General features: G+C 73.3%; 22 protein-coding genes and 1 pseudogene. 7 read left to right on the top strand and 16 right to left on the bottom strand.

Annotated elements, in window-relative coordinates; all coding sequences use genetic code 11:
- Position 1: 1 nt before the first annotated feature.
- From FU792_RS12420 to FU792_RS12395, 6 genes are all read right to left on the bottom strand, one after another.
- On the bottom strand, positions 2 to 631 hold the full coding sequence (locus tag FU792_RS12420) for a TetR/AcrR family transcriptional regulator (RefSeq protein ID WP_161600253.1): 630 nt from the start codon (positions 629 to 631) through the stop codon (positions 2 to 4).
- 121 nt (positions 632 to 752) lie between these two features.
- Entirely contained in the window at positions 753 to 1,727 is a 975-nt protein-coding gene (gene rarD, locus FU792_RS12415; RefSeq protein WP_033418922.1) for an EamA family transporter RarD, read from the bottom strand.
- 14 nt (positions 1,728 to 1,741) lie between these two features.
- Positions 1,742 to 2,947, bottom strand: coding sequence for a 2-oxoacid:ferredoxin oxidoreductase subunit beta (locus FU792_RS12410; protein ID WP_022925213.1), 1,206 nt, complete (start codon positions 2,945 to 2,947; stop codon positions 1,742 to 1,744).
- Positions 2,944 to 4,839 (bottom strand): 2-oxoacid:acceptor oxidoreductase subunit alpha, encoded by a 1,896-nt coding sequence (locus tag FU792_RS12405; protein ID WP_022925214.1) that lies wholly within the window; start codon positions 4,837 to 4,839, stop codon positions 2,944 to 2,946. The genes FU792_RS12410 and FU792_RS12405 overlap by 4 nt, the downstream gene beginning before the upstream one ends.
- Positions 4,840 to 5,008: 169 nt before the next feature.
- Positions 5,009 to 5,329 carry a TraR/DksA family transcriptional regulator gene (locus FU792_RS12400; RefSeq protein WP_022925215.1) on the bottom strand — a complete coding sequence of 107 codons (321 nt, stop codon included), beginning with the start codon at positions 5,327 to 5,329 and terminating at the stop codon, positions 5,009 to 5,011.
- Positions 5,330 to 5,365: 36 nt separating this feature from the next.
- Positions 5,366 to 6,460, bottom strand: coding sequence for a lipid II:glycine glycyltransferase FemX (locus FU792_RS12395; RefSeq protein WP_028131055.1), 1,095 nt, complete (start codon positions 6,458 to 6,460; stop codon positions 5,366 to 5,368).
- Between the two features lie 70 nt (positions 6,461 to 6,530).
- On the opposite strand from FU792_RS12395, the gene FU792_RS12390 reads away from it, so the two are divergent.
- Positions 6,531 to 7,466 carry an SDR family NAD(P)-dependent oxidoreductase gene (locus FU792_RS12390; RefSeq protein WP_022925217.1) on the top strand — a complete coding sequence of 312 codons (936 nt, stop codon included), beginning with the start codon at positions 6,531 to 6,533 and terminating at the stop codon, positions 7,464 to 7,466.
- A gap of 11 nt (positions 7,467 to 7,477) precedes the next feature.
- Here the strand turns inward: FU792_RS12390 and FU792_RS12385 are convergent, their stop codons facing one another.
- The gene (locus FU792_RS12385) at positions 7,478 to 7,987 is read right to left on the bottom strand and encodes a low molecular weight protein-tyrosine-phosphatase (RefSeq protein WP_022925218.1); all 510 of its coding nucleotides are present in this window, start codon (positions 7,985 to 7,987) and stop codon (positions 7,478 to 7,480) included.
- Between the two features lie 42 nt (positions 7,988 to 8,029).
- Between FU792_RS12385 and FU792_RS12380 the strand changes: the two genes are divergently transcribed.
- From FU792_RS12380 to FU792_RS12365, 4 genes are read left to right on the top strand one after another with little or no spacing between them, the layout of a single operon-like run.
- The gene (locus FU792_RS12380; RefSeq protein ID WP_238705983.1) at positions 8,030 to 8,770 is read left to right on the top strand and encodes a fructosamine kinase family protein; all 741 of its coding nucleotides are present in this window, start codon (positions 8,030 to 8,032) and stop codon (positions 8,768 to 8,770) included.
- Between the two features lie 30 nt (positions 8,771 to 8,800).
- A complete protein-coding gene (locus FU792_RS12375) occupies positions 8,801 to 10,300 on the top strand; it encodes a serine hydrolase (RefSeq protein ID WP_022925220.1) in 1,500 nt (499 codons plus the stop codon).
- Positions 10,301 to 10,310: 10 nt separating this feature from the next.
- Entirely contained in the window at positions 10,311 to 10,667 is a 357-nt protein-coding gene (locus tag FU792_RS12370) for an NADH-quinone oxidoreductase subunit A (protein ID WP_022925221.1), read from the top strand.
- Between the two features lies 1 nt (position 10,668).
- Positions 10,669 to 11,277 (top strand): NADH-quinone oxidoreductase subunit B, encoded by a 609-nt coding sequence (locus FU792_RS12365; protein ID WP_022925222.1) that lies wholly within the window; start codon positions 10,669 to 10,671, stop codon positions 11,275 to 11,277.
- Positions 11,278 to 11,288: 11 nt separating this feature from the next.
- Here FU792_RS12365 and FU792_RS12360 read toward each other — a convergent pair whose 3' ends face one another.
- The 5 genes from FU792_RS12360 to FU792_RS16810 all read right to left on the bottom strand — a co-directional run bounded on the left by FU792_RS12360 (position 11,289) and on the right by FU792_RS16810 (position 14,390).
- Positions 11,289 to 12,524, bottom strand: coding sequence for a serine/threonine-protein kinase (locus tag FU792_RS12360; protein WP_028131058.1), 1,236 nt, complete (start codon positions 12,522 to 12,524; stop codon positions 11,289 to 11,291).
- Positions 12,521 to 13,153 (bottom strand): RNA polymerase sigma factor, encoded by a 633-nt coding sequence (locus FU792_RS12355; RefSeq protein ID WP_084485177.1) that lies wholly within the window; start codon positions 13,151 to 13,153, stop codon positions 12,521 to 12,523. Before FU792_RS12355 ends, FU792_RS12360 begins: the two co-directional genes overlap by 4 nt.
- A gap of 47 nt (positions 13,154 to 13,200) precedes the next feature.
- On the bottom strand, positions 13,201 to 13,659 hold the full coding sequence (locus FU792_RS12350; protein ID WP_149814801.1) for an OmpA family protein: 459 nt from the start codon (positions 13,657 to 13,659) through the stop codon (positions 13,201 to 13,203).
- Between the two features lie 93 nt (positions 13,660 to 13,752).
- Positions 13,753 to 13,923 carry a hypothetical protein gene (locus tag FU792_RS16815; protein ID WP_161600252.1) on the bottom strand — a complete coding sequence of 57 codons (171 nt, stop codon included), beginning with the start codon at positions 13,921 to 13,923 and terminating at the stop codon, positions 13,753 to 13,755.
- Between the two features lie 11 nt (positions 13,924 to 13,934).
- Positions 13,935 to 14,390 (bottom strand): hypothetical protein, encoded by a 456-nt coding sequence (locus FU792_RS16810; protein ID WP_161600251.1) that lies wholly within the window; start codon positions 14,388 to 14,390, stop codon positions 13,935 to 13,937.
- 217 nt (positions 14,391 to 14,607) lie between these two features.
- Here FU792_RS16810 and FU792_RS12340 point away from each other — a divergent pair, with 217 nt between their 5' ends.
- Positions 14,608 to 15,180, top strand: a complete 573-nt coding sequence (locus FU792_RS12340) for an NADH-quinone oxidoreductase subunit C (protein ID WP_149814800.1) — start codon at positions 14,608 to 14,610, stop codon at positions 15,178 to 15,180.
- Between the two features lies 1 nt (position 15,181).
- On the opposite strand, the gene FU792_RS12335 is transcribed toward FU792_RS12340, so the two are convergent.
- From FU792_RS12335 to FU792_RS12320, 4 genes are read right to left on the bottom strand one after another with little or no spacing between them, the layout of a single operon-like run.
- Entirely contained in the window at positions 15,182 to 15,646 is a 465-nt protein-coding gene (locus FU792_RS12335) for a GNAT family acetyltransferase (protein WP_022925228.1), read from the bottom strand.
- A gap of 19 nt (positions 15,647 to 15,665) precedes the next feature.
- Positions 15,666 to 16,154 carry a DUF4097 family beta strand repeat-containing protein gene (locus FU792_RS12330; RefSeq protein ID WP_275100782.1) on the bottom strand — a complete coding sequence of 163 codons (489 nt, stop codon included), beginning with the start codon at positions 16,152 to 16,154 and terminating at the stop codon, positions 15,666 to 15,668.
- Between the two features lie 23 nt (positions 16,155 to 16,177).
- Positions 16,178 to 16,507, bottom strand: coding sequence for a hypothetical protein (locus FU792_RS12325; protein ID WP_149814798.1), 330 nt, complete (start codon positions 16,505 to 16,507; stop codon positions 16,178 to 16,180).
- Between the two features lie 9 nt (positions 16,508 to 16,516).
- Entirely contained in the window at positions 16,517 to 17,050 is a 534-nt protein-coding gene (locus FU792_RS12320) for a toxin-antitoxin system HicB family antitoxin (RefSeq protein WP_052327842.1), read from the bottom strand.
- A gap of 192 nt (positions 17,051 to 17,242) precedes the next feature.
- Here FU792_RS12320 and nuoH point away from each other — a divergent pair.
- Positions 17,243 to 18,215, top strand: a pseudogene (gene nuoH / locus FU792_RS12315) (NADH-quinone oxidoreductase subunit NuoH).
- Positions 18,216 to 18,230 lie beyond the last annotated feature (15 nt).

The raw sequence follows: 18,230 nt of genomic DNA, 5'->3' as shown, positions 1-18,230 counted from the left end.
CTCAGTCGAGGTCGGACCGCCAGCCCGAGGCCAGCAGGGCCAGGGCGCGGTCCAGGTGGTCGTGGAAGGCGGTGGTGTCCGCCTCGGTGAGGGGGGCCGGACGGGCCGGGTCGTCGGCCCAGGCCTCCTCGGCCGCCTGGAAGCAGCTCATCACCGCCGAGGAGAGGGTGGCGACGAAGAGGGGATCGGCGCCGGGCAGCAGGTCGTGCAGCTGCTCGCGCAGCCACCCCGCCATGTCCGCCCAGACGGTGCGCTCCAGCAGCATCTGCCCGTCGGTGCCCTGCTCGTGGCAGTTGAGGTCGGACAGCCAGCCGATGAAGTCCGGCGGGATCTCGCGGTCCTGCACGAGGCGGCGCAGCGCGGCCAGCGGGTCGACACTGATCTGCTGCGGGTCCAGGCTCGAGAGCATGCCGGCGGCGTGCTCGGCGAAGACGGCGCTCAGTGCCGCGGCGATGCTCCCGAAGTAGTTGAAGAAGGTGCGCCGGGAGATGCCTGCCCGCTCGGCGACCTGGTCGACCGTGATCTCCTCGGCGGGAAGCTGGGCGACCAGCTCGCGCAGCGAGCCGAGGATGGCCTCACGGGTCCGCGCCTTGTTGAGCTCGCGCCGTCCGACGGGGGGTGCCTCGGGCATGCCGACGAGCATACGACGCAACATGCACACCGTGCAAACTTGCACGACGTGCACCACCGCGCGTCCCCCCTCGACCGGCCGTCGCTCGGTGGGGGGTCAGGCAACCACAGGCGACGCTCGGTCAGAGCGGGGCCGGGTCGGTGAGGTCCGGCTCGGGGTCGGTCCCGGTGCTCGGCCGCCCTCGTCCGGCCTGGCGGTTCGCGCGCCGCTCGCGCCGGGCCCGCCGCACCTGCCGCACCATGTCGGTGGACAGCACGACGAGGGCGAGCCAGACCAGCGCGAAGCCCACCCAGCGCGATCCCGGGACGGTCTCCCCGAGCAGGAGCACGCCGCACAGCAGCTGCAGGAAGGGGGTGAGGAACTGCAGCAGACCGACGGTGGACAGCGGCACCCGGCTCGCGGCGGCCGCGAAGAGCAGCAGGGGCACCGCGGTGGCGACCCCGGTCGTCATGAGCAGACCGGTGTGCACCGCGCCGTGGCCGCCCCAGGTGGTCGCGTCCTCCCGGGCGAGCCAGAGCAGGATGACCACCGCGACCGGGAGGATGGCCAGCGTCTCGCCCACGAGGGAGCGCAGCGCGCTCAGCGAGACCCCGAGCCGGTTCTTCAGCAGGCTGTAGAGGGCGAACGAGCACGCCAGCGCGAGGCTGATCCACGGCGGCGAGCCGTAGTCGATCGTCAGGTAGACCGCGGCGACGACGCCGATGCCCACGGCGATCCACTGCAGCCGGCGCAGCCGCTCCCGCAGGATCACCACCCCGAGCGCGACCGTCACGAGCGGGTTGAGGAAGTAGCCGAGGGCGGCCTCGGTGACGTGCCCGGAGAGCACGGCATACGTGTAGATGCCCCAGTTCGTGGCGATCAGCCCACCGGCCAGCGCGACGCCGAGCAGCCGCTTCGGGGTGCGTGCCAGCGCGACCATCCACCGCAGGTCGCGCCGGACGAGCAGGATGAGCCCGCAGAGCACGAGCGTCCACACGATGCGGTGGGCGACGATCTCCCACGGCCCGGCCGGGCGGAGGGTCGCGAAGTAGAGCGGGAAGATGCCCCAGAGGAGATAGGCGAGGAAGCCGTATGCCGTGCCGCGCTGCTGGCGCACAGCCTGCTCGTCGGTCACTCCTGGGGGCCCTCGAAGACCTCGTCGGCCTCGTCGACGAGCGCCTCACCGGCGGCCGGGATCGGCCCCTCGGTGGTCTCGCCCTCCAGCGTCTGCTCGACCTCCCCGGGGCGGGTGCCGTCCACCGTCCAGGTGTCGCGGCCGCGCAGCAGGGTGTCGAGCGAGCCCTCGTCGCGTGCGCTCCCCGCGGTCGCCGACGCCACCTGCTCGCGCACCCCGTCGTCGTAGGTCGGCCGGTCGACCTGCCGGAAGATGCCCATCGGCACCGTCTGCATGCTCGGGTCGTCGAGCCGGGAGAGGGCGAAGGCGGGCGTCGGGTCCGGGTCGGTGGGGTCGTGCACGACGACGGTATGCCCGTCCGGCACCGCGGCCTCCGGCACCACGTGCAGGTGCCCGCCCGGGTCCCGCGCGACGACCCTCGCCTCCTCGCTGCCCTCGGCACCGATCCGCACCGGCTCACCGGCGCGCAGGTGAGCCACCCGGCCGGTGGCCTCGTCGCGGTCCTTGAGCAGCTGGAAGGCGCCGTCGTTGAAGATCGGGCAGTTCTGGTAGATCTCCACCAGCGAGGTGCCGCGGTGCGCCGCCGCGGCCCGCAGCACCTCGGTGAGGTGCGCCCGGTCGGAGTCCATCGTGCGGGCCACGAAGGTCGCCTCCGAGCCGAGCGCGAGCGAGACCGGGTTGAAGGGGTGGTCCACCGACCCGGCGGGCGTCGACTTGGTCACGGCGCCGACGTCCGAGGTGGGGGAGTACTGCCCCTTGGTCAGCCCGTAGATCTTGTTGTTGAACAGCAGGATCGTGAGGTTGACGTTGCGTCGCATCGCGTGGATGAGGTGGTTGCCGCCGATGGACAGCGCGTCACCGTCCCCGGTCACGACCCAGACCGACAGGTCCTCCCGCGCGGTCGCGAGCCCGGTCGCGATGGCGGGGGCACGTCCGTGGATGGAGTGCATGCCGTAGGTGTCGAGGTAGTAGGGGAACCGGCTGGAGCAGCCGATGCCGGAGACGAAGACGATGTTCTCCCGGCGCAGCCCGAGGTCGGGCAGGAAGCCCTGGACGGCCGCGAGCACGGCGTAGTCGCCGCAACCGGGGCACCAGCGCACCTCCTGGTCGGAGGTGAAGTCCTTCTTCGTCTGCCGCTCGCCCTCGTCGAGGGTGGGTACCCCCGCGGTCCCGGCGGTCGGCATACCGAGGTCGATGCTCATGCGCGCACCTCCTGTCCCTGGATCTCCATGAGGTTCTCGTGGATCACCTGCGCGAGCTCACCGGCGGTGAACGGCAGCCCCCGGACGGCGGTGTGGCTGCGCACGTCGACGAGGTAGCGCCCCCGCAGCAGCAGCGCGAGCTGACCGAGGTTCATCTCCGGCAGCACGACCCGGTCGTAGCGGCGCAGGACGTCGCCGAGGTCGGCGGGCAGCGGGTTGAGGTGGCGCAGGTGGGCGCGGGCGATCTTGGCCCCGGTCGCGCGGACCAGGCGCGTGGCAGCGGCGATGGGGCCGTAGGTCGAGCCCCAGCCGAGCACGAGCACCCGGGCCTCGCCGCTGGGGTCGTCGACCTCCAGCGGGGGCAGGGAGTCGGCGATCCTCGCGATCTTGTCGGCCCGCAGCCGGACCATCCGGTCGTGGTTGGCCGGGTCGTAGGAGATGTTGCCGGTGACGTCGGCCTTCTCGATGCCGCCGATCCGGTGCTCCAGGCCGGGCGTGCCCGGGACCGCCCATGGCCGGGCCAGGGTCTCGGGGTCGCGCAGGTAGGGGTGGAAGACCGGCTCGCCCGCGTCGTCCGTGGCGTTCGGCTCGGTGGTGTGCCGGACGGTCAGGTCGGGCAGGTCCGCGGCGGTGGGGATCTGCCAGGGCTCGGAGCCGTTGCCGAGGTAGCCGTCGGAGAGCAGGATCACCGGGGTGCGGTAGGTCGTGGCGATCCGCACCGCCTCAAGCGCGGCGTCGAAGCAGTCGGTCGGCGACTGCGCCGCGACGACCGCGACGGGCGACTCGCCGTTGCGCCCGTGCAGGGCCTGGAGCAGGTCGGCCTGCTCGGTCTTGGTCGGCAGCCCGGTCGAGGGGCCGCCGCGCTGGATGTCGATGACGAGCAGCGGCAGCTCGGTCGCCACCGCGAGCCCGATCGTCTCGCTCTTGAGGGCCAGGCCCGGGCCGGAGGTGGTCGTGACCCCCAGCGAGCCGCCGAAGCTGGCCCCGAGCGCCATGCCGACGGCCGCGATCTCGTCCTCGGCCTGCAGCGTGGTGACGCCGTGAGCCTTGAGCGCGGACAGCTGGTGCAGGACGTCGGAGGCCGGGGTGATGGGGTAGGACCCCAGGACCAGCGGGAGCCCGGTCCGGTATGCCGACGACACGAGCCCGAGCGCCAGCGCCTGGTTGCCGGTAATGGTCCGGTAGGTGCCGGGCGTCATGGGGGCGGGCGCCACCTGGTAGCGGACCGCGAAGTCCTCCGTCGTCTCGCCGTAGGCGTGCCCGGTCCGCAGCGCCGTGAGGTTGGCGTCGAGGATCTCCGGGGCGCCGGAGAACTTCGCGCGCAGGAAGGCCTCGGTGGACTCGGTGTCGCGGGAGTAGAGCCAGGAGAGCAGGCCCAGGGCCAGCATGTTCTTGGCCCGCTCCTTCTCCTTGCGGGTGAGACCCTCGACGTCGGCGAGCGCCTCGACCGTCATCGAGGTGAGCGGCAGCGCGTGCACGTGATAGCCGGCGTCGGTGAGGGAGTCGTCGTCCAGGGGGCTCGCGGCATACCCCACCTTGGCGAGGTTGCGCCTGCTGAACTCGTCGGAGTTGGCGATGACCGTGGCCCCGCGCGGCAGGTCCGGGAGGTTGGCCTTCAGCGCGGCCGGGTTCATCGCGACCAGCACGTCCGGGGCGTCGCCCGGCGTGGCGATCTCGTGGTCGGCGAAGTGCACCTGGAAGGAGCTGACCCCCGGCAGCGTGCCCTGGGGCGCGCGGATCTCCGCGGGGAAGTTCGGCAGCGTCGACAGGTCGTTGCCCAGGGCCGCGGTGTCGGAGGTGAAGCGGTCGCCGGTGAGCTGCATCCCGTCGCCGGAGTCCCCGGCGAAGCGGATGACGACCCGCTCGAGCTGGTGGAGGGGAGTAGAAGACATGTCAATAGACAAGGCTACTCTCCCCTAAAGGTGGTGGATGAACGGCTATCGTGCTCGGTGTGGGGTCGCCGACCAGGACCGTGGGACTGACGACGAGGACCCGGGTGGGCAGGAGCGAGGCCTCGCTCGCCCGGCAGCGGGCGGTCGATGCGGAGGTGAGGCGCCGCGCTCAGCCGTGCCGGACGCAGGTGGTCGCCCAGGGGCGGGCCTCCAGCCGGCCCTCCGGGATGGGCTCGCCGCAGACGCTGCACCGGCCGTAGCTGCCGTCGTCGAGCGCCGCGAGCGCGGCGCGGATCTGGGTCAGCAGCGCCTGCAGGTTGTCGTGCGCGGTGACCGCGGTGAGCCGGTCGACAGCCATCGCCGTGCCGTCCCCGACCCGCTTGCCGAAGGAGATGCTGCCCTGGTCCTGCACCGGGGCGGCCAGCTGGTCCATCTGGGCGACCAGCTCGGCCTCCTTGGCCTCCAGCTGCGCCCGCGTCTGCTCGTGCATCGGCCCAGCATCGCACGCGGCCGACCGGCGACGGGCTCAGAGCACGTCGTCGGTGGTGCCGAAGCTGCGGTAGTTGAGGTAGGAGCGACGCAACCGCAGCGCGCGCCGCAGCGCGGGGCTGAGCGGGCTGAGCGGCAGGTCGTAGGCGGGGAACCAGTAGCGGTCCGCGCCGAACTTGAGCTTCATCTTGTAGACGCCGAAGGAGTGCTTGCTCTCGTCCAGCAGCCGGGGGATGCCCCACAGGTCGAGGGTGGCGTAGCCGTGCTCGTGCGCGTCCTTGATCGAGGCCCAGTAGAAGGCGTCGGGCGCCTTGGCGTCCTTGCGCTTCTCGCCCTCCAGCGGGGGCCGGTCGTCGCGCACCGAACCGCCGTAGAGGTAGCAGGTGGTGTCGCCGAGCGCGATGAAGAAGCCGCCGGCCAGGGCGCGCCCCTCGTGCCGGGAGAGCACGAGGTAGGCCTCACCGCCGTCCTGGTCGGCCTCCCGCCGCAGCGCCTCGTAGTAGGCGCGCGGGAAGGCGCCCAGGCTGGAGCGCTCGTTGGTCGCGGTGAAGATCTCCCAGAAGTCCTCGAAGCTGTCGTCGCGTCCGGCCTCGACCCCCATCCGCTCCGCGGTGCGGACGTTGCGCCGGGCCATCTTGTGCAGCCCGGCGAAGATCGTGTCCGGGTCGGGGGTGGTGTCGATGAGGATTGTGTGCTCGGGCTGCTCGGTCTTCGCGCGGCGGAAGGGCCCGTGCCGGTCCGGGATGCGTGCCTGCTCCTGCGCGAGATCCTCCTGGGTGGCGCTGTGGCCGGCGAAGATCGGGTGCGGCGGCTCGATGGTGAGGTAGTGGTCGGTGCGGCGGGCGACGTGCTTGACGGCCGCGGCCACGTCGGGCAGCAGGTCGAGGTCGGTCAGGGCCGGGCCGCGCGGGGCATACAGGGTGCTGACGCCGGGGACGAGCCGCTTGCGCAGCAGCTGGAGGGCGCCCACGACCTCGCCGCCGCGTCGGACGAGGTAGCGCACCGGCTCCTGGCCGAGCTCCTTGCGCGCCTCGCCGTAGCCCCAGCCCTGGAGCGGGCTGGTGATCGGCATCTCGGCCACGGCGGCCGTGAAGGAGGCGCGGTCGTCGGCGGGTTCCAGGGTCACCGTCATGCCGACAGGGTAGCCCTCGAAGCGAGGCCGTCCGGCCAGGCCGAGCCGGGCCGCTGGCACACTGACCGGCATGTCCGGATCGGTGGAGGACGAGGGTCCTGCGACGGTGCTGGGGTGGGAGCACCTCACGGCCCCTGACCTGGGTGGACGCACGGTGGTGGTGACCGGGGCGAGCGACGGCATCGGCCGCGAGGTGGCGCTGCACCTGGCGCGGTGGGGCGCCCGGCTGGTCCTGCCGGTCCGCACCCGGGGCAAGGGCGAGGTGGTCCGGCGGCGGCTGCTCCGCGAGACCCGCGCCACCGGGCCGGACCCGGTGCGGCTGGTCGAGATGGACCTGGCCGACCTCGGGTCGGTGCGCCGGGCCGTGGTGGCGATCCAAGAGGTGCTGGGGGAGTCCTCGGCGGACCTCGTCAACGTGGCCGGGGTCGTTTCGCCCCGGCGCCGGGAGACTGCGGACGGCGCCGAGCTGCTGCTCGGGGTCAACGCGCTGGCGCCGATGCTGCTCGTCGAGTCGCTGCTCCCCGTCGTCCGTGACCGCGTGGTGCTCGTCACCTCGCACGCGCACACCGCGGGCCGCATCGACCTGGACGACATGCACTTCCGTCGGACCCGGTGGACCCTGCCCCGGGCCTACTCCCGCGCCAAGCTCACCGCGATGCTGTGGGGCCTCGACCTCGGCTCCCGTATGCCCTCCGGCAGCGACCTGCAGCTCGCGCACCCGGGCTGGGTGGTCACCAACCTGCAGAACGCCAGCGGCAGCGCGCTGCTCGACCGCGCTGTCACGGCCGCCAGCAGGCCGCTGGCGATGACCGCGACCCAGGGCGCGGCCGCCGTCCTGCTCGCGCTGACCCAGCCGCTGCCGCCGGGGTCCTACGTCGGGCCGGACGGGTGGCAGCACCTGCGCGGCCGCCCGACGCTGATCCCCCGGTCACCTGCCGCGCTGGATCGGGATCTCGCGGCACGCACCGTCGCGTGGATGCGGCGCGAGGTCGGTCTGGACCCCTGAAGCCGAGGTCGTCAGCGGGTCGCGCGGTAGGCGGCGAGGACCTCCTCGACCCGGCCCTGCTCGATCGCGGCGACCAGCCCGGCGACGGCATCCTCGACCTGGTCGTACATCGCGACGAAGGCCTCGCGGGACTGGCCCCACGGATCCGGGACGTCGCGGACCCCGCTCTCCTCCACCTCGCTCGCGAAGGCCCCGAGCCGCACGACCTTGGCCGCGTCCTCGGGAGTCCGCGCGAGCGCGAGCAGGTCCTCCTCGTTGGAGGAGTCCATCGCCAGGACGAGGTCGGCGGTGTCGAAGTCGGCGGCGTCGAACCGCGCGCCGCGGCTGGTGAAGGCATACCCCCGGCTCTCGCCCTCGGCGCTCGACTGCGGGTGCGGGCGCTCACCGACGTGGTAGTCCGCGGTCCCGGCCGAGCTGACGGTGACGTCGTCGAGCCCGGCCTCCTCGAGCCGGGCGGTCAGGACCGCCTCGGCGGCAGGTGAGCGGCAGATGTTGCCCAGGCAGACGGTCATGAGGTGCATGCCCTCACTCTCTCACCGGGCCTGGCCTGCGAGGGTGGGGTGATGAGCGAGACCTTCACCAAGACCCGCGCCGGCGCGCCGCCGCTGTTCTTCGACCGCGAGGCGATGGGGCTGCGGGCGCTCGCCGCCGCGGGGGCGCGGGTGCCCGCCGTGCGGGAGGTGTCCGACGAGGGCATCACGATCGACCGGGTCGAGGCGGGCGGTCGCCGCACCGCCGCCTCGGAGGAGGCCTTCGGGCGCGAGCTGGCCGCGTTGCACCGGACCACGGGTGAGCGCTACGGCGCGCTCGACGGCGAGCCGACGGCCTACCTCGGCGACTGCCCGGTGGACCTCACCCCGTCCGACACCTTCGCCGAGTCCTGGCTCGAGCGCCGGGTGGTCCCGCTGGCACGGGAGTGCGTGGAGCGTGGGCAGCTCGACCCCAGCAGCCTCGCGGACGCGGAGCGGCTCAGCGCCGCGCACCTGGGCCCGGTCGAGCCGCCGACCCTCGTCCAAGGCGACCTGTGGGCGGGCAACCGGCTCATCGACCGACGCGGCCACAGCTGGCTCATCGACCCGTGCGCCCACCACGCCCACCGGGAGGTCGACCTGGCGATGATGCAGCTCTTCGGCGGCTTCAGCGGACGGGTCTTCGCGGCCTACGTCGAGGACCTGCCGCTGGCCGACGGGTGGGAGCAGCGGGTCCCGGTGTTCCAGACCGTCCCGCTCCTCGTGCACGTCCTCCTCTTCGGCGGTGGGTATGCCGTGCAGGCCGCCGAGGCGCTGCGCGCGGCGGCGTGCTGAGATAGGAGCAGGCGACCAGGGAGGTGCGTGATGCGGCGGATGCTCGGTGCCGTGCTCGCGGGCGCCTTCCTCGTGACCACAGCCTCCTGCACCCGGGAGTACGACGACGACATGGCTGCGAGGACCACCCCGCCGCTCGTCGTGCAGACCGCTGCGCCGCCGGAGCCCGCCTCCGCCACGACGTCCCCTGCTGACCCCGCCCTCGCCAGGCAGGCCGCCGAGCCGGTCGACCCGGCGGAGGGCATCGCCGACGCGGAGCTCCTGGAGCAGACCGAGTGGGTCCTGGGGCTGCTGGAGGAGGGTGCCCGCGGGCCGGCCGCCGAGGAGTCGGTGCAGCGCTTCGCGCCGACCTTCCTGGAGCAGGCCTCGGTGATCCAGCTCGGTGCGATCTTCGCCGGGCTGCGCGGCGCGGCCCCCTACACCGTCACCTCGTCCGGGCAGAGCGACGGCGTCGGGCGCACCGCGACGCTGACCCTGCACGCCGCCGAGCAGCCGCTCGTCATGACCCTCGGGCTCGACGACGAGGGGCGGATCAGCACCCTGCTCTTCCAGCCGGACACCTCCGGCGAGCCGCCCGAGATCGACTCGTGGGCCGACCTCGACGCCGCCCTGGCCGAACTCGGCGGGGTGAGCCAGGTGGTGGTCGGCCACGTCGGCAACGGCGACTGCGAGGTCAAGCACACCACCGCCGGCCTCGACCCCGCCGACGCCGCCTACCCCACCGGGTCGGTTGTCAAGCTGCTGGTGCTCGCGGCGGTGGCCGATGCCGTCATCGAGGGGGAGCTCGCCTGGGAGGACGAGCTGACGATCATCCCGGAGATGAAGAGCCTGCCCTCCGGCGTCCTGCAGGACCGTGAGGACGGGTCAACGGTCACCGTGCGCGAGGCCGCCGAGCTGATGATCTCGATCAGCGACAACACCGCCACCGACCTGCTCATCGAGGCCGTCGGCCAGCGCGCCCTGCGCGAGAGCGCCCTCACCGCCGGGGTCGACCCGACGCGCATCATGCCGGTGCCCACGACCCGGCAGCTCTTCCAACTCGGGTGGCAGGTGGACAGCGAGGTGCGGGACCGCTGGTCCGAGGCGCAGGTCCCCGAGCGCCGGGAGGCGATCCTGGCCGACCTGCCCGAGGAGCTGGACCTCGCACCGGGGTCGGTGACCGAGCCCGTCTGGGAGAGCGGGGCCGACTGGTTCCTCACCGGCGCCGAGGTCTGCGCGCTGCACGCCCGGCTGCAGCTGCAGGCCAGGACCGAGCAGGCCGGGCCGGTGCGCGACATCCTCGCCGTCAACCCCGGCCTCACCCCGCCCGACGGCGTCGCCTACCAGGCCTTCAAGGGCGGCTCCGTGCCGGGCGTGCTGGCGCTCTCGTTCTATCTGGAGACCTCCGAGCCCGACGGCGACCCCGACGCCTCCCCGCCCGAGGGGGTCGTGCTCGTCGTCCTCACCGCCAGCGGCGAGCCCGTCGACGAGCTCCGGGCGATCACGATCGTCGAGGCCGGCCTCCAGCACCTGGCGCAGGGTCCCGGCTAGTCTGACGGCGATGTCCGACTACCTCGTCGTCGCGCTGGTCACGCTCCTGGGCGTGGCCCTGGTCGCGACCGCCTTCGGCGCCGGGCGGCTGCTGGCGCCGAGCGACCCGACCCCGGCCAAGGTCACCACCTACGAGTCCGGCGTCGACCCCGTCGGCAGCGGCTGGGAGCAGGGCAGCGTCCGCTACCTCGTGTATGCCCTGCTCTACGTCGTCTTCGCCGTCGACGCGGTCTACCTCTTCCCCTGGGCGCTGGTGCTCCGCACCGACCTCGGCCCCGCCAGCCTGGTCGAGATGGCGATCTTCATCGGCGTCCTCGTCGTGGCACTGCTGCACGTGTGGCGGCGCGGGCTGCTGCGGTGGTGGTGAGGTGAGCGAGCCCAGGCCCGGGAGCGGGCAGACCACCAGCCTGCCGACGCCGCGCGTCGGCGCGCCGGTCGAGAAGGCGCCCCGCGCGGTCCAGGTCGTTCTCAACTGGGGTCGGCGGTACTCCCTCTGGGTCTTCAACTTCGGCCTCGCGTGCTGCGCGATCGAGTTCATCAGCGCCTCGATGGCGCGCCACGACTTCATCCGGCTGGGTGTCATCCCCTTCGCCCCCGGGCCGCGACAGTCCGACCTCATGGTCGTCTCGGGCACCGTGACGGACAAGATGGCGCCGGTCATCCGGCGGCTCTACGACCAGATGCCCGAGCCGAAGTACGTCATCTCCTTCGGCGCCTGCTCCAACTCCGGCGGTCCCTACTGGGACAGCTACTCGGTGACCAAGGGGGTCGACCAGCTCATCCCGGTGGACGTCTACGTGCCCGGCTGCCCGCCGCGCCCGGAGGCGCTGCTGCACGGCATCGTCACCCTGCAGGAGCAGATCGCCGCCGAGACACCGGGACGGGCGCGGGCGCGCCACGGCGGGCGGTATGCCGACCGCCCGGTGAGCGGAGCCGAGGTCACCCGCGACCTGGTCGCGCCTCCGCCGCAGCCCTGAGGCGACGAAGATCAGCCGCCGTCGGCGTCGACCACCAGGTCGCGGGCCACACGGACCTCGCGGTTCTGCTCGTCCCGACCGGTGATCACGAGCCGGGCCCGACCGGCGCGGGTCGGCGTGAGCGTCACGGTCTCCTCGTCGCTGAGGTAGCGGCCGTCGGGCAGGAGCCACACCCAGGAGCGCAGCCCTTCCTGCTCGATGCTGAAGGTGGCGCTGGTGCCGGTGGTCAGCTCGTCGGGCCCCGCGATGCCGATGGTGGCGGTCGTGGTCGTCTCGGGCGGTCCGGAGGTCATCCGCCCGAGCACAGCCCCGCCCAGCAGGAGCAGGAGCGCCGCGAGCGCGGCGGCGACGGTCCGGACGAGGCCGGCCCGCGCGGGCCTGCTCTCTTGTGCCGGCCCCTCCGGGGCGGCGGACGGCAGGCCCGCCCGGGGCGGGGAGGGATCGAGCGCCTCCTCGACGGAGGTGAGCCAGGCGGGCACGTCCGGCTGCCGGTCCGCGGGGTCGGTCGCCCGGCCCCGGGCGAGCGCCCGCTCAAGCGCCTCGGGCAGGTTGGCGTCCTCGCAGACCCAGGCGAGCAGCGCCGACAGCGAGTACAGGTCCGCCCGGCCGTCGACGATCGCGGGACCGGCCTGCATCTCCGGGGCGCGGAAGCCGGTCGTGCCGCCGGCGACGGTGAGGCCGGAGTTGATGGCGAGGTCCTTGCACATCCCGAGGTCGGCGACGAGGACCTGCTCGTCCTCGCGCACGAGCCGCAGCCCCGCCCGGCGGGAGTCCGGCGGGTCCGTGATGTCCAGCGAGGTGAGCAGGACGTTCGCCGGGCTGAGGTCCCGGTGCACGAGCTGGGCCCGGTGCACCGCGGCCAGCGCGGTCGCGAGCTGCCGGGCCAGCACCAGCACCTCGGCCGGGGAGGCGGTCCACCCCTCCGCCCGCAGCTCACGCACCCGCTGCGCCAACGTGCCCCGGTCGGCGTGCTCCAGGACGTGGTAGGGCTGCTGCCGCTCGCTCTCGCCCAGGTCGTAGAGCGTCACGACGTGCGCGCTGCTCACCCGCCGCAGCGCCCGCCCCTCGGCGATGAACCGTTCGCGTACCTCGGGGTTGAGGCTGTGGTTCTCCGCGAGGATCTTGACGACCACCGTGGCGTCGAGCCGGTCGTCGGTGGCCCGGTAGACGGTCGCGAAAGAGCCGACGCCGATCACCTCGTCCAGGGCGTAGCGCCCCACCGACAGCCGGCCTCCTGCCGTCGTCACCGGCTGGTCCACTCCGACGGGTCCAGCGCCCCGGCGACGAGGGCCCGGCCCCGCGCGATCTGCGCCTTGACCGTGCCGAGGTTGCGGTCGAGCCGACCGGCGATCTCGGCATACGTCAGACCCTCGACGTCGCGCAGCGTCACGGGTTCACGGTAGAGGTCGGGCAGCGATCCCAGCGCCTCGCGCACGGTGGTGCGGGTCGCCAGCATCGAGCTCATCCGCTGCGCGGGTGCCTCCTGCTCCGGGGGCAGCGGAGCGGTGGCCCGCTGCCGTCGCAGGTGGTCCACCACCCGGCGCCGCACGATGCTGTGCACCCACGTCGACACCCGGGCGGAGCCGCGGAAGGAGCCGATCGAGCTGGCGACCGAGATGAGGGTGTCCTGGCACACGTCGTCGACCGCGGCGGCGTCGAGCAGCGAGCTGCGCACGAAGCGGCGCACCATCCCGGAGGTGTCGAGCTGCTCGAGGAGCAGCTCGGTGGCCAGTCTCGAGCCGTCCGCCGCCAGCCCCGCCAGAGCCTGCAGGTGGTGCTCGAGGCCGGCGGTCGGGGTGTCCCGCAGCAGGGAGCGGGCGGTGAGGTCGTCCCCGGCCTGCACTGCGGCGGCGACCGCAGCACTGGCCTCGTCCATGGGGGGAGGTTAGCGCGCCCGCCCACGCGCGGCGGGCAGACCGTGCCTCAGCTCTCGAAGCGGACCTCCACCCGGCGGTTGAGCGCCCGGCCCTCGGGGTCGTCCTCGCCGCCCTCCTCGTTGGGGGCGACCGGCTCGTCCTCGCCGAAGCCCTCGACCTCCAGCTGCAGGTCGGGGCGGGAGCGGCCGATGATCTGCGCCACCGTGTCGGCTCGCTCCTCGGAGAGCTCCTGGTTGTCCTCGGATGTGCCGATGCTGTCGGTATGCCCGTGCACCTGCACCGTGGCGCCGTCCGGGACGTCGGCGACGAGCTCGGTGATCTTGTCCTCGGCGGCGCCCGTGACGTCGGCTTCGCCGAACTCGAAGAGCACGTCAGAGGCGAGCGAGATGACCGTCTCCTCACCCTCGGTGGAGCGTGTCTCGACGGGGGTGATCTCCTCCACCAGCTGGACGACCTGGGGGTCCAGCGACGTCACGCTCGCCGCGAGCACGTCGGGGTGACCCATCGCAGCGCGTCCTCGACCGAGTCGCCGGGTCGGCGCCGTGGGCCGGGAGCGGGGAGAGAAGCGCCGCCGCCAGTGCCGCCGTGGCGATGCCGCTCACCGGAGCTCGACCTCGACGGTGGGGGTGCCCTCGACCAGGCTCAGCGTGACGGCGGTGACGTCCGGCGGGGGGGCGGCGAAGACCGCGTAGCCGTAGATCGTCTGCCCGGGGAGGAACTTGACCTCCTGGGAGCTGGTGGCGGCCTTCACCCCCGTCCCCGACACCACGTCGTGCCGCGTCAGGTTGACGGTGTCACGAAGTAGGGCTGCCAGCTGCGGCTACCCAGGTAGCTGTAGATCCAGGCGGGCGCGACCCCGCGCGCATCGCTCTGGACCTGGAAGGAGAAGGTGCCGTGGACGACGTCCCCGTCGCGGACCATGCTGTGCACGGCCACCTCCAGCGTGGCGTCCTCGTCCCCCTGGACGGTGGCCGGGATGGTCGCGGTGGCCAGCGGCTCGCCGACGTCGTTGACGTCGACCCCGGCCGCTGCCGCCGAGTCGGCCTCGACGTCGGCCTCGTCCTCGGCGTCGGCGCTCGCCGACTCCTGGCCCCCGTCGTCGGGCTGATCCTCCTGGGCCGCGTCCTGGGGGTTGTCCTCGGCCTGCGAGGCCGAGGGGCCCGGATCGTCCTCGAACTGCGCAGCCTCGCCCTCGCACGCCGAGAGCGTCAGGGCTCCGACCAGCACGAGCGGCACCAGGTAGGAGTACGTCGCATGGGTTTCTCCTTCGTCAGGCAGGCAATGGTGTCACGGGGTCTGTCGGTGGCACCGACAGAGAAGTTGCACCTCACCCTGCCAGCCGGCGGCGATCGCTGCTCAACCGTGGCCGGGTGACCCGCCGCCGCGACGTGGCGGGCTAAGGTCTGGGCCATGTCCGCCCGCGACGTCGGTCTTCGACACCCGCCGCGTCCGCGTGGAGGAGTGGCACGAGGCCGTGCGTGCGGCCCGGGCGGAGGGGTATGCCTTCTTCGACTGGCTCTCCGGCGTGGACGAGGCCGACGGGGAGGACGCGGAGGAGGCGGGGGAGGCGGAGACCGAGCCGGGTGAGGAGCCGGGTGTCGACGTCCTCTGCCACCTCATCGACGCGAGCCGACGTGGTCCGGGTGAGTTGCGTCGGCTGCTGCTGCGGACGCGGGTGCCGGAGGGCGGGTCGCTCGCCTCGGTCACGGACCTCTTCGCCGGCGCCGCGTGGCACGAGCGGGAGACGCACGAGATGTTCGGGGTCGGCTTCACCGGCTTCGAGGACGGCACCGGCCTCGGGCTGCGTCCGCTGCTGCTGCCGGAGGGCTTCGAGGGGACCCCGCTGCGCAACTACTTCGTGCTGGGGGCGCGTGCCTCCAAGCCGTGGCCGGGCGCCAAGGAGCCGGGGGAGGGCTCGGGCGAGGGGGCCGGACCGTCGTCAGCGGCGGCACGGCCGCGGCGACCACGCAAGCGGCTGCTCCCGCCCGGGGTGCCGGACCCGTCCTGGGGGCCGCGCGCGGGCTGACCTACGCGCCCGGACCGACCCACCCGTCGACGCCCTGCCGCAGCCGTTGCAGGTCGTCGTCGAGGAAGCGACCGAGCACGGACACCTCCTGGTCGACGTAGCCCAGCCCGGCGTAGAAGCGCCGGACGGCGTCGTTCTCCGCGCGGATCATGAGCATGACCTTGGGGATGCCCTGGTCCACGATCCACCGCTCCGCCGCCGCGACCAGCGCCCGCCCGACCCCGGCGCCGCGACGCTCGGCGTCGACCGCCAGGTAGTACAGCCACCCGCGGTGCCCCTCGTGGCCCACCATGACCGTGCCGAGCAGGGTGTCGGACGCCAGCGCCCCCAGCACCTCGGAGGCCGGTCCCTGCACCGCGGTCCTGAAGTCGGCGCGCGGGTCGTTCCACGGTCGGGTGAGACCGCCCTGCTCCCAGAGGCGGGCCGCGGCATCGGTGTGGTCGAGGGTGAGGGGGCGGATCTGCATACCCCCATCGTGCCCGGGGTCAGTGCTGGACCGTGATGTCCCCGGTGCCGGTGCGCACCCCGACGCGCAGGAAGTCCTCGTCCTCGGCCGGGGCGCCGACGCCCTCGACGTCCCGCCGGACCTGGCCGAGCCCGCTGGACAGGTCGAGCCACACGGGTATGCCCCGGCGCACCCGCACCCGGACGTCGCCGGTCCCGGTGCGCACCGACAGCTCTCCCCGGGAGTGCGCGACGTCGACGTCGCCGCTGCCGGTCGTGACGGTGGTGTCCTGCGCCGTCCGGGCGAGGGTCAGGTCGCCGCTGCCCGAGCGCACCTCCAGGGACTCCGGCCCGGTGGCCTCGTCGAGCACGACGTCGCCGGACCCGGTGGTGACCGAGCCGGCGCGGAGCTGGCCGATGCGGACGTCGCCGGAGCCGGTCGACGCGCTCAGCATGCCGACCTCCTCGAGCGACAGGTCTCCCGAGCCGGAGCGGACCGTGGCCGCACCGCCGAGGCCCTGGAGGACGATGTCGCCGTTCTTCGTGCTGGTCTTCAGCTCGGTCCTCGGGGGAGGTGCACCTCGACGTGCACCGCCTCGTGGCCGGTGCCGAAGGAGAAGGAGCCGATCGACACCGAGAAGCCCCGGCCCGGGCCCTCCGGGTCGACGAGCGCGGGCACGTCGACGAGCACCCGACCTCGTTGCGCGACCGCCGTCACGGGGCCGAAGTCCACCGGGCGGGCGCAGCTCAGGGTGATCTCGGCCGACCCCTCCGGTGCGTCGAAGACGACGGCGATGTCCCCGCGGTGGTTCTTGACCTCCACGTGGACGAGGTCGTCCTCGGTGAAGCTGTAGGTGCTGGTGCTCTGTGCCGTGGTGCTCATGGTGTCCTCTCAGGCCCAGCCGGTGACCCGGCGGGGAGTCGGTGTGGCGCTGCTGCGGATGGCGGCGCCGAGGTCGGCGGCGGCGCCCTGGACGGAGGAGTCGGTCGCCCGGCGCAGCGTCTGCACGACCCAGGTGTTGAGCGAGGTCTCCGCCTGCTCGGCCCGGGCCTCGGCCCGACGCTTCAGCGTCTCGGGCAGCCGGACAGTGAGGCGCGCGGTGCCACGACCCTTGTCGTCGTCGTCGTCCTCCTCGTCGCCGCCGCGGACGCCGCGCTCCGGGTCGTCGGTCTCTGCGGGGGAGGGCAGTTGCCGGACCTCCAGCGCGGGGTCCCGGCCGTCCATGCAAAGCGTGACGACCGCGTCATCCAGCTCGGCGGTGATCGCGGCGGCGGCGTCGGAGAGCGCCTGCACCAGTGCGAGCCGCACCGCGGGCTCGATCGAGGGGACGAGGCGCCGCACCACCTCGCGGGTGGGTTCGTCGGCGAGCGCGGTCGAGCGGGCCAGGTCTTCGGACACGGCCTCGAGGTAGGGCGACAGATCCATGACGGCATAGTGACATCACTATGACGTCACCGCCAACCAATCTGACGTCATGCCCGGACGCCCGCGCGTGCTGCGTCAACCACCCCCGCGCACGCTGCGCGCAGACCGCGCGGTCGGTCTGGGCATACGGGCCGGTCAGCCCTGCGGTGCGGCTCCCGCAGGTCGTGGGTGCCAGTCGTTAGGGTGAACGCGATGCTCGCCGAACTCCCGTGGGCCCTCGAGGCCGGGCTGAAGGCCGCCTGCGTGCTCGCGGCCTTCCTCGTGCTGCCCCTGGCGGTCGGCCAGCTCGAGCACAAGCTCATGGGCCACATGCAGGGACGGCTCGGGCCGATGGAGGCCGGTCCGCACGGCATCGGCCAGCTCGTGGCCGACGGCATCAAGTTCGCCCAGAAGGAGGACGTCGTGCCCGCGGCCGCGGACCGTCCCGTCTTCCGGCTGGCGCCCGCGGTGGCCCTCATCCCCTACCTCGTGGCGCTCGCCGCGATCCCGCTCGCCGCCACCTGGGTCGCCGTCGACGTCCCCGCCAGCCTGCTGCTGGTGCTGGCGGTGACCAGCGTCGGCGTCATCGGCACGCTCATGGCCGGGTGGGGCTCGGGCAACAAGTACTCCCTGCTCGGGGGCCTGCGCGCCGGCGCGCAGCTGGTGTCCTACGAGCTGCCGCTGGTGCTGGCGGCGGCCAGCGTGGCCATGGCCGCCGGGACCCTCTCCCTCACCGGGATCGTCCAGGAGTGGTCCTGGTGGTGGCTCGCCTGGCAGGCGCCGGCGGCCTTCGTCTTCCTCGCCGCGAGCGTCGCCGAGCTGCAGCGCACCCCGTTCGACGCGCCGGTCGCCGACTCCGAGATCGTCTTCGGCCCGCTGACCGAGTACACCGGGCTGCGCTTCGCCTTCTTCCTGCTCGCCGAGTACGCCGGCATCGTCGTCATGGCACTGCTGTTCACCGTGCTCTTCCTCGGCGGGTGGCGCGGACCCTGGGGCGACATCGGCGCCGTCGGCGCTGTGGACGCTGCTCAAGGCGACGGGGGTCGCGGTCCTCATCCTGTGGCTGCGCGTCGCCTGGCCGCGGGTGCGCGAGGACCAGCTGCAGCGCCTGGCCTGGCTCGTGCTGCTGCCGCTCGCGCTCCTGCAGCTGGCGATCACCGGCGTCGGCGTGGTGGTCCTCGCATGAGGGGCGTCACGGGCC

Origin of the sequence: Serinicoccus marinus DSM 15273 (genome assembly GCF_008386315.1) — a bacterium.
Lineage (GTDB): Bacteria > Actinomycetota > Actinomycetes > Actinomycetales > Dermatophilaceae > Ornithinicoccus > Ornithinicoccus marinus.
Note: the sequence above shows the minus strand (reverse complement) of the source record. Positions and strands in the feature narration are given on the sequence as shown.

What these genes read in the sequence shown, in the direction of transcription:
- FU792_RS12420 (WP_161600253.1), bottom strand. Translation starts at nt 631, where the DNA reads ATGCCCGAGGCACCCCCCGTCGGACGGCGCGAGCTCAACAAGGCGCGG.
- FU792_RS12410 (WP_022925213.1), bottom strand. Translation starts at nt 2,947, where the DNA reads ATGAGCATCGACCTCGGTATGCCGACCGCCGGGACCGCGGGGGTACCC.
- FU792_RS12405 (WP_022925214.1), bottom strand. Translation starts at nt 4,839, where the DNA reads ATGTCTTCTACTCCCCTCCACCAGCTCGAGCGGGTCGTCATCCGCTTC.
- FU792_RS12400 (WP_022925215.1), bottom strand. Translation starts at nt 5,329, where the DNA reads ATGCACGAGCAGACGCGGGCGCAGCTGGAGGCCAAGGAGGCCGAGCTG.
- FU792_RS12395 (WP_028131055.1), bottom strand. Translation starts at nt 6,460, where the DNA reads ATGACGGTGACCCTGGAACCCGCCGACGACCGCGCCTCCTTCACGGCC.
- FU792_RS12390 (WP_022925217.1), top strand. Translation starts at nt 6,531, where the DNA reads ATGTCCGGATCGGTGGAGGACGAGGGTCCTGCGACGGTGCTGGGGTGG.
- FU792_RS12385 (WP_022925218.1), bottom strand. Translation starts at nt 7,987, where the DNA reads ATGCACCTCATGACCGTCTGCCTGGGCAACATCTGCCGCTCACCTGCC.
- FU792_RS12380 (WP_238705983.1), top strand. Translation starts at nt 8,030, where the DNA reads ATGAGCGAGACCTTCACCAAGACCCGCGCCGGCGCGCCGCCGCTGTTC.
- FU792_RS12375 (WP_022925220.1), top strand. Translation starts at nt 8,801, where the DNA reads ATGCGGCGGATGCTCGGTGCCGTGCTCGCGGGCGCCTTCCTCGTGACC.
- FU792_RS12370 (WP_022925221.1), top strand. Translation starts at nt 10,311, where the DNA reads ATGTCCGACTACCTCGTCGTCGCGCTGGTCACGCTCCTGGGCGTGGCC.
- FU792_RS12355 (WP_084485177.1), bottom strand. Translation starts at nt 13,153, where the DNA reads ATGGACGAGGCCAGTGCTGCGGTCGCCGCCGCAGTGCAGGCCGGGGAC.
- FU792_RS12350 (WP_149814801.1), bottom strand. Translation starts at nt 13,659, where the DNA reads ATGGGTCACCCCGACGTGCTCGCGGCGAGCGTGACGTCGCTGGACCCC.
- FU792_RS12335 (WP_022925228.1), bottom strand. Translation starts at nt 15,646, where the DNA reads ATGCAGATCCGCCCCCTCACCCTCGACCACACCGATGCCGCGGCCCGC.
- FU792_RS12325 (WP_149814798.1), bottom strand. Translation starts at nt 16,507, where the DNA reads ATGAGCACCACGGCACAGAGCACCAGCACCTACAGCTTCACCGAGGAC.
- FU792_RS12320 (WP_052327842.1), bottom strand. Translation starts at nt 17,050, where the DNA reads ATGGATCTGTCGCCCTACCTCGAGGCCGTGTCCGAAGACCTGGCCCGC.